General features: G+C 69.6%; 13 protein-coding genes and 1 tRNA gene. 6 read left to right on the forward strand and 8 right to left on the reverse strand.

Features of this window, described 5'->3' with window-relative positions:
• From D7W82_RS40255 to D7W82_RS33740, 4 genes are all read right to left on the reverse strand, one after another.
• A partial coding sequence (locus tag D7W82_RS40255) for an IS66 family transposase zinc-finger binding domain-containing protein (protein ID WP_199727910.1) occupies nt 1-460 on the reverse strand: 460 nt, incomplete at its 3' end.
• Nucleotides 461-506: 46 nt separating this feature from the next.
• A complete protein-coding gene (gene tnpB / locus D7W82_RS42230; protein ID WP_255417393.1) occupies nt 507-680 on the reverse strand; it encodes a transposase in 174 nt (57 codons plus the stop codon).
• Between the two features lie 20 nt (nt 681-700).
• On the reverse strand, nt 701-871 hold the full coding sequence (gene tnpB, locus D7W82_RS42235; RefSeq protein WP_120622243.1) for an IS66 family insertion sequence element accessory protein TnpB: 171 nt from the start codon (nt 869-871) through the stop codon (nt 701-703).
• 4 nt (nt 872-875) lie between these two features.
• Complete coding sequence (locus D7W82_RS33740) at nt 876-1,190, reverse strand: hypothetical protein (RefSeq protein ID WP_120622244.1); 315 nt, start codon at nt 1,188-1,190, stop codon at nt 876-878.
• 76 nt (nt 1,191-1,266) lie between these two features.
• On the opposite strand from D7W82_RS33740, the gene D7W82_RS33745 reads away from it, so the two are divergent.
• Nucleotides 1,267-1,560 (forward strand): hypothetical protein, encoded by a 294-nt coding sequence (locus D7W82_RS33745; RefSeq protein ID WP_120622245.1) that lies wholly within the window; start codon nt 1,267-1,269, stop codon nt 1,558-1,560.
• A gap of 99 nt (nt 1,561-1,659) precedes the next feature.
• Here the strand turns inward: D7W82_RS33745 and D7W82_RS33750 are convergent, their stop codons facing one another.
• Together D7W82_RS33750 and D7W82_RS33755 are read right to left on the reverse strand one after the other, a co-directional pair.
• The gene (locus tag D7W82_RS33750) at nt 1,660-2,793 is read right to left on the reverse strand and encodes a hypothetical protein (RefSeq protein WP_147439694.1); all 1,134 of its coding nucleotides are present in this window, start codon (nt 2,791-2,793) and stop codon (nt 1,660-1,662) included.
• A 418-nt stretch (nt 2,794-3,211) separates the two neighbouring features.
• Nucleotides 3,212-3,285: transfer RNA gene (locus D7W82_RS33755), tRNA-Arg, on the reverse strand.
• 406 nt (nt 3,286-3,691) lie between these two features.
• Between D7W82_RS33755 and D7W82_RS33760 the strand changes: the two genes are divergently transcribed.
• Nucleotides 3,692-5,281 (forward strand): MBL fold metallo-hydrolase, encoded by a 1,590-nt coding sequence (locus D7W82_RS33760; protein ID WP_120622247.1) that lies wholly within the window; start codon nt 3,692-3,694, stop codon nt 5,279-5,281.
• Nucleotides 5,282-5,320: 39 nt separating this feature from the next.
• On the opposite strand, the gene D7W82_RS33765 is transcribed toward D7W82_RS33760, so the two are convergent.
• Together D7W82_RS33765 and D7W82_RS33770 are read right to left on the reverse strand one after the other, a co-directional pair.
• Nucleotides 5,321-5,812: a DUF3592 domain-containing protein gene (locus D7W82_RS33765; RefSeq protein ID WP_120622248.1), complete on the reverse strand. Its 492-nt coding sequence runs from the start codon at nt 5,810-5,812 to the stop codon at nt 5,321-5,323.
• A gap of 28 nt (nt 5,813-5,840) precedes the next feature.
• The gene (locus D7W82_RS33770) at nt 5,841-7,514 is read right to left on the reverse strand and encodes a protease pro-enzyme activation domain-containing protein (protein ID WP_120622249.1); all 1,674 of its coding nucleotides are present in this window, start codon (nt 7,512-7,514) and stop codon (nt 5,841-5,843) included.
• Between the two features lie 96 nt (nt 7,515-7,610).
• On the opposite strand from D7W82_RS33770, the gene D7W82_RS33775 reads away from it, so the two are divergent.
• The 4 genes from D7W82_RS33775 to D7W82_RS33790 all read left to right on the forward strand — a co-directional run.
• On the forward strand, nt 7,611-9,803 hold the full coding sequence (locus D7W82_RS33775; RefSeq protein WP_120622250.1) for a TOMM precursor leader peptide-binding protein: 2,193 nt from the start codon (nt 7,611-7,613) through the stop codon (nt 9,801-9,803).
• Nucleotides 9,804-9,806: 3 nt separating this feature from the next.
• On the forward strand, nt 9,807-11,759 hold the full coding sequence (locus D7W82_RS33780; protein WP_120622251.1) for a radical SAM protein: 1,953 nt from the start codon (nt 9,807-9,809) through the stop codon (nt 11,757-11,759).
• A gap of 3 nt (nt 11,760-11,762) precedes the next feature.
• Entirely contained in the window at nt 11,763-12,920 is a 1,158-nt protein-coding gene (locus D7W82_RS33785; RefSeq protein ID WP_120622252.1) for an amidohydrolase family protein, read from the forward strand.
• A gap of 10 nt (nt 12,921-12,930) precedes the next feature.
• A partial coding sequence (locus tag D7W82_RS33790) for a hypothetical protein (RefSeq protein WP_199727912.1) occupies nt 12,931-13,644 on the forward strand: 714 nt, incomplete at its 3' end.

Here is a 13,644-nt window from a genome sequence, read left to right on the forward strand (position 1 = left end):
CCACCACCCGGGCTGGAGGTGGGGCGGTGACGACGCCCCGGCCGCACGCGCACGCGAGGACTTCCTGCACGTGCACCTGCTTCTCGAAGCGGGCCGGCACGTACTCGTACACCACCGAGGTGCGGCCCTTTCCCAGGGGCTTCAAGTCCTCGCTGCCGCACGCCGGGCAGTGGCGCTCCTCGGCAGGCACCTCGTGGCGAATCTCCCGCGCCGGGGCCTCCTCGGCCTTGCGGGCGGCTCTGTCTTGCCGCTTCTTCTTCGCGGCCTCGGACCGAGCCGCCGTCGAGTCCGCGGCTCCGCGCAGCTCCGTCGCCACCGCCGGCAGCTTCTCCGCCCTGCGTCCGAAGACGTGACGCTCTAGCGTCGCCATCTTCGCCTCCAGCGACGTCAGGCGCTCCTTGAGTTCCTCCGCCTCCTCGCGCCAGGGGCAGAAGTGGTCCTGGGGGAGCTCGCGGGGCACCCAGCCTCAACACGCCTGCGCCACGCCGCGTCCCGGGCCGGGCATGTCAGGTGCCAGTACGCCCGGGAGGCGTCCAGGCGGGCTGGCGCCTCACCTGGGCCACGTCGATGCCGTCCAGCAGCATGGCCAACTGCGTGGCGTCCAGCGTCACCGCCTGCGCGCCCGCGTCCACCGGCGGCAGCCGGAATCGGCCCGCCTCCAGCCGCTTGTAGAGAAGCACGAAGCCGCCCCGGCTCCACGTCAGCACCTTGATGCGGTCGCCCCGCCTGGAGACGAAGCGAAGAGGTGCCCCGAGTAGACGTCCTCCCCCCACGCGCCGCGCACCAGGGCCATGAGGCCATCAATCGACTTGCGCATGTCCACCGGCTCCACCGCCAGCACCACGCGCACCGACGCAGGCAGCGCGAACACCTCTTCACCGCCCCAGCGCTGCGACGAGGCGCGCCACGTACGTCACGTCCGTCCCGACGGCGAATCGCACCCGCGCTCCGCTCGCGGCCACCACCTCCAGTAGGGACTCCGTCGCCGCGGGACTCGCCGCCACCTGCACCGGCAAGAGTCTCACCGGCTCGACTCGCGACGGCGCGCTCCGTCGCGCCCGGTACACCCACGACTGCAACGTGCTCAGCCGCACACCCCGCGCCAACGCGAACTCCCGCTGCGTCTGCCCGCTCGCCTCGAAGGCCCCCGCGACGCGCGCCCACTCCGGTTTCTCCACCTGCTTCGCCATGTCCGGAAGCGTCCGCCGCGCGCCGCTACCCCGGCAATCCCTCACGGCACGTCGTTGGCCGGACGGTTACCTCTCGATGGTGTACGCCAAGGTGATTGCCCGGGCCCTCTCGCGCCTGCTGGAACTGTCGATGCAACAGAAGGCAGGCGAGCCGGGCCAGGTGCAGGCGACAGGGCGGCTCGCCCTGGCGCTGGCACTGACTCGCTGCGCCCCGCTGCTGCTGTCGCATGCGATGATGAGCCGGGGCGTGACGCTGGAGCAGTTGGAGGAGCGCATCCTGCTGATCGCCGAGGTGACGGCCCGCTCACACCAGCAGCGCCGAGAGCGCGAACGACGGAAACGTGAGGCTTCCCTCGGGAGTGGCGGCTAAACCGGAAGCGGATGGGCTGCAGACAGACGGCTCCTCCCGTTTAACATCCAGGATGAAGTCCTCCTCACCGTGACGTTTGTTCACCGCCGTCAGGCCTACTCAGCTCGTCCTTGAAGGGCCGAAATGCATCCATTCCAAGGGCTTCCCTGAAAACAAATCCGCATTTCCGTTCTCAAACCAGAAATCCAGCATTGTCTTGCCCTCCGGAAGCCGCTCAATTTTCATAATCTGGTCTGTATCTTCCTCATCGTAGGGTGCAGCAAGCCCCTTGGTGGTCTGCGCATCTCCAACAACCACATAGTCAAAGAACTTTGCCTTCAACGGCAGAAGCCGCACCTCGCCTTGAGCAAAGTGGATCCGCTCTCCGGCCTGAACACCTACGCGGAAAATGAACGGGTGGCAGACCTCGTAGAATGGGATCCCCGTCGTGGGCCTGTGGAAGAACAGATGGGCTGGGGAGACCGCAGCTGCTTCGACCGCCAGAGGGAGAGTGAACTGCCTCTCCTGCGTGCTTTGACGATATACTTCCAGCGTCAAAATCTGGTTCCTGTACGTCTCCTCCCATCCCGGAAGGAGTAGAAAAGGAGGAGCAAACCCATCGACTTGCAGATGAATCTTGCGGTCGCTCGCCATTGCAATGCGTTTCAGATCCTCATCACACTTGATGCGATCAAGCGACGTAAGATAGGCATACCCTACGTTCGCGAGCGTCTTGTTGCCCTGTATGTTCCAGGTGCTAGGCCGAAAAGAGGAGTCAGTTTTGATTCCGCTGATTGCCTCTTCGTTCGCGTGATGGAAGAGTCTGAGCATCGGGCAGCCACTGCTAACGCCATAGGCATCTCCGGTGGCGTAGGACTCCACGTCAGCAGGCCCCAGGATGGCGCACCGGAACAACTGAGAACCGTCGGCAAAGGCTCCTATAAGACCGCTGCTTCGAAAATTCACCCTTACGGTCGCCCCTCCAGCGATATCGATCCACACCGTTCCGAAAACGTCATCTTCGGTCTTGAGGAGCAGGCATGGCATGAACGCGAGAGGCTGGAACCACTTGTCTCCGCTTTCCCCCAGAAACAAGACGTCTGGCACGATGATGGATTTTCCCTCACCGTGCACCAACTTGCACTTCAAGTAACCTTTAACAGGTGCCCCTCCAATGAGCCCGTCACCAAGCGTCGTGCGGTAGAAATGACTTGAGCCAGTCTCAAACCGGTTGAAGCGACGATTGAAGCGCACCCCACTTCCCGCGGGCGCCCTTTGACTCGTTCCATTCCAGCGGTTGGACTCGGTTCTCCGTTCCGCCTGCGCTACGCCACTTCCGAATGATGAAGCAGCGTCACGGCCACAACACTTCTTCAACTTCTTCCAGCTTCCACAAAGACACGTTCCATTCACTTCTAGCTTCATAAGAAATCCTTCTGCATGTACCCGCGTGGAGAGCGCACCGGCCTACCAAGCTGGAGGCTTGGTGTTCTATCTACACTAACCTTCCCCGCACAGCAAGTGGTCCGCGCCATCCATTGATGGAGTTCGGCCGCACCTCGTCAGGGCTCACGCGACGGAGGGGCACACACGGGCTTCCGTGGAGCCCCTGCTTGTGACGCTGCCAGACAGAAAAACGCCCTGCTTCCGTGGATTCAGGAAGCAGGGCGAGTGATCCCGACAGGAATCGAACCTGTGGCCTGCGGTTTAGGAAACCGCCGCTCTATCCAACTGAGCTACGGGATCAGCGATGGCGGGCGTTATAGCAGGGGACGGGGGTCGCGCAACGGGTCTGATGCCCGTCCGGGCCCACTCTGTCCACCGCCGCCCTGAACGGGTACGAGGCCGGCGGGCGTTCATCCCCACTTCGGGCCCGTCCCATCCGGACGCGGGCGCCCACACCCAGGATGTCTGTCTTTGCTTGGTACGCATGCCCGCCGTGGGACGGGGCGGGCACGTCAAGCACGATCCGCGTCTCCCCTCTTCCGAGCCTGGCCCGGAAGTCTGCACCTTGAGTTCAGGCTCGGAATCATCAACATTGGCGGTTCACGCGTGCCTCCGGGCTTGCCCGGGAGCCTGCTTGCTCACACTGGCAGCAACCTCTCCCCGTGCCGGGCCCCCCGGTTCCGGCGGACGCCCTCGCGAGACCACCATGCTCGACCGCCCGATGTACCTGAAGCCCGATGTCGCCATCGAGCCGCTGTTCAACCAGTGGTACGTCTGGTGGTACCTCATCTCCCCCGCCACGGCGCCGCTGTTCGTCTCCCGCCTGCACCTGAAGCTGATGCAGTCGTTCGTCGCGAACCCGGACGTGCACGTGGCCGCGCTGCAGAACCCGGCGCTGATGGGCGGCCCCTTCATCAACCACCCCGTGTCGCGCGTGAACGAGGTGAAGGCCCTGCTCGACCGCACCACCCGCGAGCAGGCGGACATGCTGGCCTACACCAAGGCCGTGTCGGACCTGGAGCAGCTCCTGGCCAGCTCCAAGGGCGAGTCCCTGGAGCCGCTCTACGCCAAGGTGCCGGACATGCTCCGCGGCTTCGTGGAGCTGCACTACGACCTGGCCCACCGCGCCAACGCCCGCATCATGGAGCCGCTGCTCTACCGCAGCAGCCTCTACAAGGAGTCCGCGCAGAGCATCTCGCTGATGCGCGTGGCCGGTGACGCGCGCAAGTACGTCTTCAGCACCCCGCGCCTGGAGGGCGATTCGCCCCTGTGGCTCCAGGTGCCCTACCGGCACGAGGGCATCGACGCCCTCTTCCGCATGCGCCACACCCCGGGCAGCCCCGGACAGGTGGCGGAGATGCTGGGCGTGCCGTCCTCCGCCGCGGAGGCCTTCGCGGACCTCTTCACGGAGACCGCCCCGCGCAAGCCCGAGCCGTACACGGGCTCCGGCGTGCGCGTGCGCTACTTCGGCCACGCGTGCGTGCTGATGGAGACGCGTGAGGTGTCCGTCCTCACCGACCCCGTCATCAGCTACGAGTTCCCCACGGACCAGCGGCGCTTCACCCACGCGGACCTGCCGGAGAAGATCGACTACGTCCTCATCACCCACGGCCACGCGGACCACCTGATGATGGAGACGCTGCTGCAGCTGCGTCACCGCATCGGGACCATCGTCGTGCCCCGCTCGAACGCGTACTCGCTGGCGGACCCCTCGCTGCGCCTGGTGCTGGAGAAGACGGGCTTCAAGAACGTCATCGAGATCGACGACCTGCAGGAGATTCAAATCCCCGGCGGGTCGCTGATGGGCATCCCCTTCATCGGCGAGCACAGCGACCTGGCGGTGCAGGCGAAGACGGCGCACCTGGTGCGGCTGGCCGGCCGCTCCCTGCTGATGGCCGCGGACTCCAACGCGCTGGAGCCGCGCATGTACCAGCACCTGTCGGAGCTGGTGGGCCCGCTGGACGCGCTCTACCTGGGCATGGAGTGCGAGGGCGGCCCGATGAGCTGGATGTACGGCCCGCTGCTCAGCCAGCCCCTGCCGCGCAAGATGGACCAGTCGCGGCGGCTCAACGGCTCCGACAGCGCCCGCGCCACGGAGATCCTCAACCACCTGAACCCGAAAGAGGTCTTCATCTACGCCATGGGCCAGGAGCCCTGGCTGCGCCACGTGATGGTGCTCCAGTACGACGAGACCGCGCCCCAGATGATCGAATCCAACAAGTTCATCGAGGTCTGCAAGGGCCGCGGCATCCCCGCAGCGCGGCCCTTCCTGAGCATGGAGCAGGTCCTGGAGTAATCCGGGACGTGACCCGGCCCGGCGGATGACGCCGGGCCCTCAGGGCACGTGCGAACCGTCGCGTCGGGACCACAAGAACAGCAGCACCGTGCACAGGCCCGCCACCGCCGAGGCCAGCATGAAGCCGAGTGCGGCGCCCGTGTTCACCTCCAGCACGCTGCGCCCCGGGATCCTTGGGTCGTAGTGCACGGGCACCGTGGCGCCCACCGGGTAGCGCGCCAGATACTGCGTCAACTCCGGGCCAGGCTGGGGGTTCCAGAGCCGGTACTCCCTCGGAGGCGAATTGGACAGGTCCTCGCCGACATACGACCGGCCCTTGACCTCGTAGGCGTAGCGCGGCTTCACGCTCCAGTAGTCTCTGGATTTCCCGACCCCGAGTTCCACCGAGATCGCGAGCATGCGCCCCGGCACCGTCGGCCGGGCCAGCAGTGCCTGCTCCGTGCCGTAAAGGCTCCAGGCAAAGTACCCAAAGAGCAGGCCGAAGGCTGTTCCGTTCATCACGAGTGCTTTCAGGTTGGCGCGCAGCCACATGATCAGGAGTCCTCGTGGCGCCAGGCCGTCAGTGCTTGCGGCGCTGGAGCCTGCGCAGGCCCGCCAGCAGCGCCTCGCCGTCCGGCGTACCCAGGCCCGTGCACGCGTTCCACAGCGTCGCGTCGCTGGCGAAGTACGCGCCGTTGCCGCCGTGGGTGATGCGACGGACGACGGGCTGTCCCTCGGTGACGAGCGCGTACAGCCGGGGGTGGAGGAAGCCCACGCGCTCCCCCAGCGCCTCGTTGAGGCGGACGATGAGCCCGGCCCACATGGGCGCCGCGGCGCTCGTGCCCGCGGCCACGCCCTGCTGGCCCTTGAAGACGATTTGATAGCCGGTGTGCAGGTCCGCGTTCGCCGCGACGTCCGGCACGCCCCGGCCGGTGCCGCGCGAGACTTCGAACACGCCGTTCTTCCACGACGACTTCACCAGGTGCGGCACGCCCATGCCCTGCTGGTACAGCGGCAGCGCGTTCATGGTGCTGACGCCGCCGCTGCTCGCGCCCGCGGCCGTGGAGCTGGGGCCCATGGACATCGCCTCGCCCAGGCGGTTCCACACGCGCTCGTGGTGGAGGACGTCCCCCACCGCCTCCAGCGTGGTGCCGCCGCAGCCCAGCACCAGCGCGCTCGCCGCGGGGTAGCTCGTCGCGGCCAGGGTGATGGCGCCCGTGGGCGAGCGGGCATTCACCGGCACCTGCGAGCCCAGGTCACCGGACGCGGCGCACACGGTGATGCCCAGGAGCGCCGCTTCGATGAAGAGCCGCTCGAAGGCCAGCTCCTCGCCCTGCTGGATGAGCGCCCCCTCGTAGAAGGACCAGCTGGTGGTCAACACCGACGGCCGGTTCTCCCGGTCGCTGATGGCCTCCGCCAGGACGCGGTGGTAGTCGCGCAGCGAGTAGTCCTTCGACGCCGCGTTGTAGACGACGACGCGCGCGGCGGGACACACCGAGGCCACCAGCTCCACGTCCATGGTGACCTCCGCGTTGGAGGCGGTGTTGAGGCGCCCCGCCTTGTTGGGCCCCACGTTCACCACCGGCGCCGTGCGCTCCACCCCCACGGACTTCAGGTACGCATCCAGGTCCGACGGCTGGTAGCCGCCCGCCAGCTCGATGATGCCCACGCACTGGCCTTCCCCCTGGTTGCGGGGGTAGCGGTAGAGGCTGGCCACCTGGGGCGCCGTGTACGTGCGCAGCCCGGCCTGCTTCGCCATCGCTTCGGGGATGGGCAGGGCCGCCGCGTTGTGGGTGACGAGCGGCCGCGTGTCCAGGCCCAGGACCCACTCCGCCACGCCTTGCAGAGCGCGCGGCAGGTGCACCGGCTTCGTGTGGGTCAGGTAGGAGCTCTTCCCGTGGGTGTAGCGCCGCAGGTCCACCTGGAAGGCCTTGCGAATCGCGGCCGTGGACCCCTGGAGCATGACGTAGCTCCGGTCGCGCCGCTCGGAGGTGATGGTGAGGCCATGGCTCTTCGCGAAGCGCCGCACGGCGGCCAGGTGCTTCGGGTTCGTGCCGTACTTCGCCTCGAACGCGTCGTGGGTGAGCGGGCGGCGCGGCGGGTTCGCGCACAGCTCCTCCACCGTGGGCAGCGGCGCCCCGTGACGCAGCAACAGGGTGACCTCCACCGTGCCGGTGGCGGAGCGGCTCCGGAGCGGGGGGTGGAGGGACACCGGAGACACACGCGCGCTCTGCGTCAGGGGGATGCGGGCCATGCGCGGCGTTCTACCACGCGGGGTCCGGGCTCCCGGAAGCCCAAGGCCGGTCGTATCCACGAGCGCGGGCGACCGGGTAGGCTCGCCCGCCTGCCCATGGACCGAGTCCTCCGCATCAAGCCCCACCTGCGCGCCGAGGTGCTCGACGCGCGGCGCGTGTTCCTCGTCGGGGAGCGCGCCCAGTTCCTGCTGGAGGGGGAGCTGCACGCGAGCATCGTGCCCCTGCTGGATGGCGAGCGCACCGTGGAGAACGTCATCGCCGCGCTGGCGGGACGGGCCTCCGCGCCGGAGGTGCTCTACGCGCTGTCGCTCCTGGAGGAGCGCGGGCACGTGGAGGAGGCGCACGACGTCTTCGACGCCAGCGTCGCCGGCTTCTGGGAGTCGCTGGGCGTGGGCGCGGCCACCGCGGCCGGGCGGCTGTTGGACGTGTCCGTCTCCGTGCACGCGGTGGACGGCGAGGACGGCGAAGGGCTGGCGGAGGCGCTGCGCGACACCGGCCTGGACGTGCGCGACGACGCCGACCGCCGCGTGCTGCTGGTGGACGACTACCTGTCACAAGAGGCGCTCGCGCTGGCGCAGGAGGCCCGGAGCGCGGGCGCCGCGTTCCTCCCGCTGAAGGTGTCCGGCACCGCGTGCCACGCGGGCCCCGTGGTGGACTCCGGCGAGCGCGCCTGCTGGACGTGCCTCACGGCGCGGCTGTTGGACAACCGCCCCATCGAGAAGTACCTCGCGCGCAAGGGCACCCCGCCGCGCGCCATCCGCCCGCCGCGCACGGGCCTGCCCACCACCGCGAAGGCGGGGCTGTCCTTCGCGGCGACGCTCGTGGCCCGCTGGGTGGTGGACGGGCCCGGCGGCCCGGGGCAGACGCGGCTGTGGACGCTGGACTTCGCCAGCTGGAAGCTGGAGTCGCACGCCGTGGCGCGGCGTCCGCAGTGCCCGGATTGCGGCGACCCGCACTGGCTGGAGGCGCGCGCGAAGAAGCCCCTGGAGCTGGCCTCGCGCTCCAAGCGCTTCACCGAGGACGGAGGCCACCGCATCCTCACGCCGGAGCAGACCTGGGAGCGCCACCGCCACCTCATCAGCCCGGTGACGGGCGTGGTGAGCGACCTGCGCGCGGTGCCAGGAGATGCACCGCTGGGCCACGTCCAGTCCGCCGTCTTCCGCGTGTGCCCGTGGACGGACGCGCCGGCCTCCGACGACTTCCACCGCGTGGCCAGCGGCAAGGGCCGCACGGAGGCCCAGGCCCGCGCGGGCGCGCTGTGTGAAGCCCTGGAGCGCTACAGCGCGGTGTTCCAGGGCGACGAGCCCCGCGTCCACGCCGCGGCGTCCCAGCTGGGCGCGCAGGCCGTGCCCCCGGACGCGCTCCAGCACTTCAGCGCCGCGCAGTTCCAGGCCCGGCCCGAAATCGCGAGCCGCGACATGCGCACCGCGGTGCCCCGTCCCTACGCGGATCAACCCATGGACTGGAGCCCCGCGTATTCGCTCACGCACGGGGTCCACAAGTACGTGCCCACGGCGTTCGCGTACCTCTTCGCGCCCCCGCCCCCGTCTGGAGACGGGCCGTTCTGCTTCTTCAACTCCAACGGGAACGCCGCGGGCAACTGCGTGGAGGAGGCCATCCTCCAGGGCTTCCTGGAGCTGGTGGAGCGCGATGCGGTGGCGCTCTGGTGGTACAACCGCCTGCGCCGTCCGCGCGTGGACCTGCGCTCGTTCGACGAGCCGTGGTTCGCGTCCGTGAGCGCGCACTATCAATCGCTCGGCCTCACGTTGTCGGTGTTGGACCTCACGCACGACCTGGGCATCCCGGTGTTCGCCGCGCTCGTGTGGTCGCCGGAGCGCGGGCGGGCCTGGGCCGGGTGCGGCTGCCACTTCGACGCGAAGCTCGCCGTGCAGCGCGCGCTCACGGAGGTGGCCCAGTGCTACGACCCGAAGGACGTGGCGCCGTCCCCCTGGGACGCCAGCGCGCACGGCGACGTCAGCTGGCTCTTCCCCAACGACCTGGTCCCCGCGCGCGTCCGCGCCGACTTCCCCCACGTGGGACACAACGACCTGCGGGACGACGTGCGCGAGTGCGTGGCCCGGGCCGCGAGCGTGGGCCTGGAGACGCTGGTGGTGGAGCAATCACGGCCGGACGTGGGCGTCTCCGCGGTGAAGGTCATCGTCCCGGGGCTGCGCCACTTCTGGCCACGGCTGGGCCCCGGACGGCTGTATGACGTCCCCGTGCGGATGGGGTGGCTGAAGGCCCCGAAGACCGAAGCGCAGCTCAACCCCGTGCCCTTCTACTTCTGAGCGATGGCGCCGCCTCCCGACCCCAAGCCTCGCATCCTCCTGGTCCAGTGCGGCCCCGACCGGCGCCACGTGGACCGGGAGACGGAGGACTTCGACCCCGAGCACGGCCTGGTGAAGCGCGCGACGATGACGCCGCTGGCCTGCGCGACGCTCGCGGCGCTCACGCCGGACGCCTTCCGCGTGGACATCTGGGACGAGGAGCTGCACGGCCAGCTGCGCGCGGACACGGAGCTGCCGGACTACGACATCGTCGGCGTGTCGGTGATGTACTCCGCCCTCACCTACCAGGCGCGCTTCCTGGGCGGCCACTTCCGCGACCGGGGCGCCACCGTGGTCGCGGGCGGCCCCGCCATCTCCGCCGCGCCAGAGGACTACCGGGGCTTCTTCGACGCCCTCTTCGTCAACGAGGCGGAGCGCACCTGGCCGCGCTTCCTCGCGGACTGGCTCGGGGGCGAGTACGCGCCCGAGTACCGCCAGCTCGACAAGCCGTCGTTGAGCGAGAGTCCCCTGCCCCGTTGGGACGCCATCGCGGCGGACCTCCCGCGCTACGCGTGGGGCTCCGTGCAGACCACGCGCGGCTGTCCGTTCGACTGCTCCTTCTGCGACGTCATCTACCTGTACGGCCGCAAGCAGCGGCACAAGCCGGTGGAGCGCGTGCTGGACGAGGTGCGCGCCCACGCGGCGCTCGGGGCGGAGGGCGTCTTCTTCGCGGACGACGAGTTCATCGGCGACGCGGCGTACGCGAAGGAGGTGCTCGCGGGGCTGGTGCCCCTCAACCGCGCCCTGCCCCGTCCGCTGCGCTTCTTCACCCAGGTGACGATGAACCTGAGCCGCGACGCCGCGCTGCTGGAGGGCATGGCGGACGCCAACTTCTACACCATCGTCCTGGGCATCGAGTCCTTCGACACCGGCGCGCTCAAGGAAGCGCAGAAGCACCAGAACGTGCGCGCGGACCTCGTGGGTGACCTGCTGCACATCCAGGCGCACGGCATCGGGCCCCGGGGCAGCTTCATCGTCGGGTTCGACCACGACACGCCCGCGGTCTTCGACTCGCTGCACGCGAACATCCAGCGCACGCACCTGCCCTGGGTGGTGGTGGCGCCCCTCCAGGCCCCGCGCGGCACGAAGCTGTGGACGCGGCTGCGCGCGGAAGGCCGGCTCGCCACGCCCCGCAGGGCGCACGCGAAGGACCGGGGCGCCATCGTGCTCAACGTGATGCCCCTGGGCATGACGCGGCCCCAGCTGCTCGAAGGCTTCCGCGACCTGGTGGAGCGGCTGTCCACCTGGGACGCCGCCTGCGAGCGCATCCGGGGCTTCATCGCCGGCATCCAGCGCCCGCCCCAGGTGGAGGAGCCCCACTGGCCGGAGGCCGTCACCGACCGCTTCCTGCGCGAGGCCACCACCGCCTGGGCCCTGACGCCGACCGAGCGCCACGCCCTGGGGGACACGCTGGCGGAAGTGCGCCGCGCCGCCCCGGTGATGCTGCCGCGCGCGGTGTTCTTCCTCGCGCGCAACCAGAACGAGCGCCGCCGCCATGAGCGCCTCTTCACCGACTTCGACGCGGTGCTGGCCGCCGAGCGCCAGGGGGACCTCGTCCCGGACACGCAGCCCGTCTACGTCCCGCCGGGCTTCGCCGCCGCGATGCGCGACGTGTTCCCGGACCTCTTCGTGCGCCTGAGCCGCGACCTGCCGGACCGCCGCGACGTGCCGGAGGCTTCACGCGACGTGCTGGTGGACTTCGTCGCCCGCTGGGGCGAAGGCTTCCAGGCGCTCCAGCCGCAGCACCACGAATTCCTACGCGAGCTGTGCGACCGTGCGGTGGCGGCGCGCGGTGGCCACCCAGGCACGCTGGAGGTCTCCGAGGAGCAGGCCCTGCGCACCCAGGCGCGCCGCACCGGCCTGCTGGAAGCACTGCTCAAGGACGTGCGCGACGAGCTCGCGAGCTGGGGACCCTGACGCATGCGAGACGGCCTCCACATCTTCGACGCGGACCGGCACGTCCTGGAGCCGCTGAGCCTGTGGGCGGAGCAGCTGGAGCCCGGCCTGCGCCGGCACGCGCCCCGCCCGGGACGCCTCCCGGACGAGACGCTGGAGGAGCGCCTGGCGCGGCTGGGGCCCCAGGGCCTCCTGCCCGTGCTCCCCCTGCCGGAAGTGGACGGCAAGCCGCTGTGGAACCACATGCCGGAGAAGGCCTGGCTGGCGTTCTCCGCGCGCTCCTACGCGCAGCTGGGGCGCAATGAGCTGCTGCAGCGGCCGGACGTGTACCTGGCCCAGATGGATCGCGACGGCGTGGACATGGCGGCCCTCTTCCCCACCTACGCGCTGCTGCTGGAGGGCTTCTCGCCCCTGGAGCCCCGCGTCGCCTCGGCCTTCGCGTCCGTCTACAACACCTGGCTGCACGGCTTCTGCGCGCACCAGCCGGAGCGCCTGCGCGGCGTGGGGCTCATCAGCCGCCACCAGCCGGAGGCCATGGTCGCGGAAGCGCGCCGCGTCGCGGGCTTCGGCTGGCGCGCCGTGATGGTGCGCCCCAACCCCATCGGAGGCCGCCTGCTGTCGGACGCCGCCTACGAGCCCTTCTGGTCCGAGTGCGAGAAGCTCTCACTCGCGGTGGTGCTCCACGGCAGCGGCCACGTCTACGTGCCCTCCGCGGGCGCGGACCGCTTCGACACCCGCTTCGCCAACCACGTGTGCGCCCACCCCATGGAGCTGATGATGGGGCTGCTCGCGCTCCTCCAGGGGGGCGTGCTGGAGCGGCACCCGGCCCTGCGCATCGGCGCCATGGAGGCCGGCTGCGGGTGGCTCCCGTATTGGGCGTGGCGTTTGGACGAGGAATATCGCGCTGTAGGTGCCGAGGTCTCCGCCACCATCCGACAGCTCCCTTCAGCGTACCTGCGCCAGCACTGCTTCGTTTCCATGGAACCGGACGAGCCGTACGTGTCTGACATGGTGCGCCACCTCCCGGAGGACCGATTGGTCTTCGGAACCGATTTCCCGCATCTCGACCACGGCGAGGATGTGCTGGGTGCGATGCTGTCCTTGCGTGACGTGATGACCGAAAGTCGTCTACGAAAGGTTCTCTGGGAAAACCCGACTCGGTTCTACGGTGTGGAACCGTGAGGCCGCACGAATGAGATTGTCGCTCGCCGAAGGTGTGGCGCTGCGTTGCCCCGACGCGGAGGACGCGCGCGTGGAGGGCCCTGGCCGCTCACTGCGGTTGGGCCCGCTGGCCCCCGGTGTGCGCGCCGTCTTCGAGTCGCTCGCGGACGGAGGCATCCACGAGACGGAGGTGCCGGCCGCCGCGGGCTCGGACACGACGCTCGCGTGGTACTGGCTGGACCTGGCGGGGGACGGCGGCCTGCTGTCGTGGACGGTGGAAGAGCGCGGCAACCTGCTGCTGACGCTCACGCCCGCGTCCGCGTCCTTCCTGCGCCACCGCGCGACGTTCGACGCGGCCCAGCCGCTGCAGCTGTCCCGCTTCGCGCACACGCGCATGGCGGAGGGCCGCGCGGTGCTGGACTGCCCCACGGTGCACGCCACCGCGGCGCTGCATGACCGGCGCGTGGTGTCGCTGCTCTTCGACATGGCCCGCCCCACGCTGCTGGCGCGGCTCAACCAGTTCAACACCGGCATCGAGTCCTTCACGCTGCGCGAGCTGGTGCGCCTGCTGGCGGAGACGGGCATCCTGGTGCCCAACGGGCTGGACGTGCCGGCGTCGGAGGAGACGCAGACGGCGCTCAAGCAGTGGGAGCCGCACGACCTGCTCTTCCACCTGCGCTCGCGCGGCTGGGGCCACCAGACGCGCGCGGGGGCCACCTACCGCTTCCGGGGAGAGCTGCCCAAC

It is taken from the genome of Corallococcus sp. CA049B (genome assembly GCF_003611685.1).
Taxonomy (GTDB): domain Bacteria; phylum Myxococcota; class Myxococcia; order Myxococcales; family Myxococcaceae; genus Corallococcus; species Corallococcus coralloides.

What these genes read in the sequence shown, in the direction of transcription:
- D7W82_RS33740 (WP_120622244.1), bottom strand. Translation starts at nt 1,190, where the DNA reads ATGGCGAAGCAGGTGGAGAAACCGGAGTGGGCGCGCGTCGCGGGGGCC.
- D7W82_RS33745 (WP_120622245.1), top strand. Translation starts at nt 1,267, where the DNA reads ATGGTGTACGCCAAGGTGATTGCCCGGGCCCTCTCGCGCCTGCTGGAA.
- D7W82_RS33760 (WP_120622247.1), top strand. Translation starts at nt 3,692, where the DNA reads ATGCTCGACCGCCCGATGTACCTGAAGCCCGATGTCGCCATCGAGCCG.
- D7W82_RS33765 (WP_120622248.1), bottom strand. Translation starts at nt 5,812, where the DNA reads ATGTGGCTGCGCGCCAACCTGAAAGCACTCGTGATGAACGGAACAGCC.
- D7W82_RS33770 (WP_120622249.1), bottom strand. Translation starts at nt 7,514, where the DNA reads ATGGCCCGCATCCCCCTGACGCAGAGCGCGCGTGTGTCTCCGGTGTCC.
- D7W82_RS33775 (WP_120622250.1), top strand. Translation starts at nt 7,611, where the DNA reads ATGGACCGAGTCCTCCGCATCAAGCCCCACCTGCGCGCCGAGGTGCTC.
- D7W82_RS33780 (WP_120622251.1), top strand. Translation starts at nt 9,807, where the DNA reads ATGGCGCCGCCTCCCGACCCCAAGCCTCGCATCCTCCTGGTCCAGTGC.
- D7W82_RS33785 (WP_120622252.1), top strand. Translation starts at nt 11,763, where the DNA reads ATGCGAGACGGCCTCCACATCTTCGACGCGGACCGGCACGTCCTGGAG.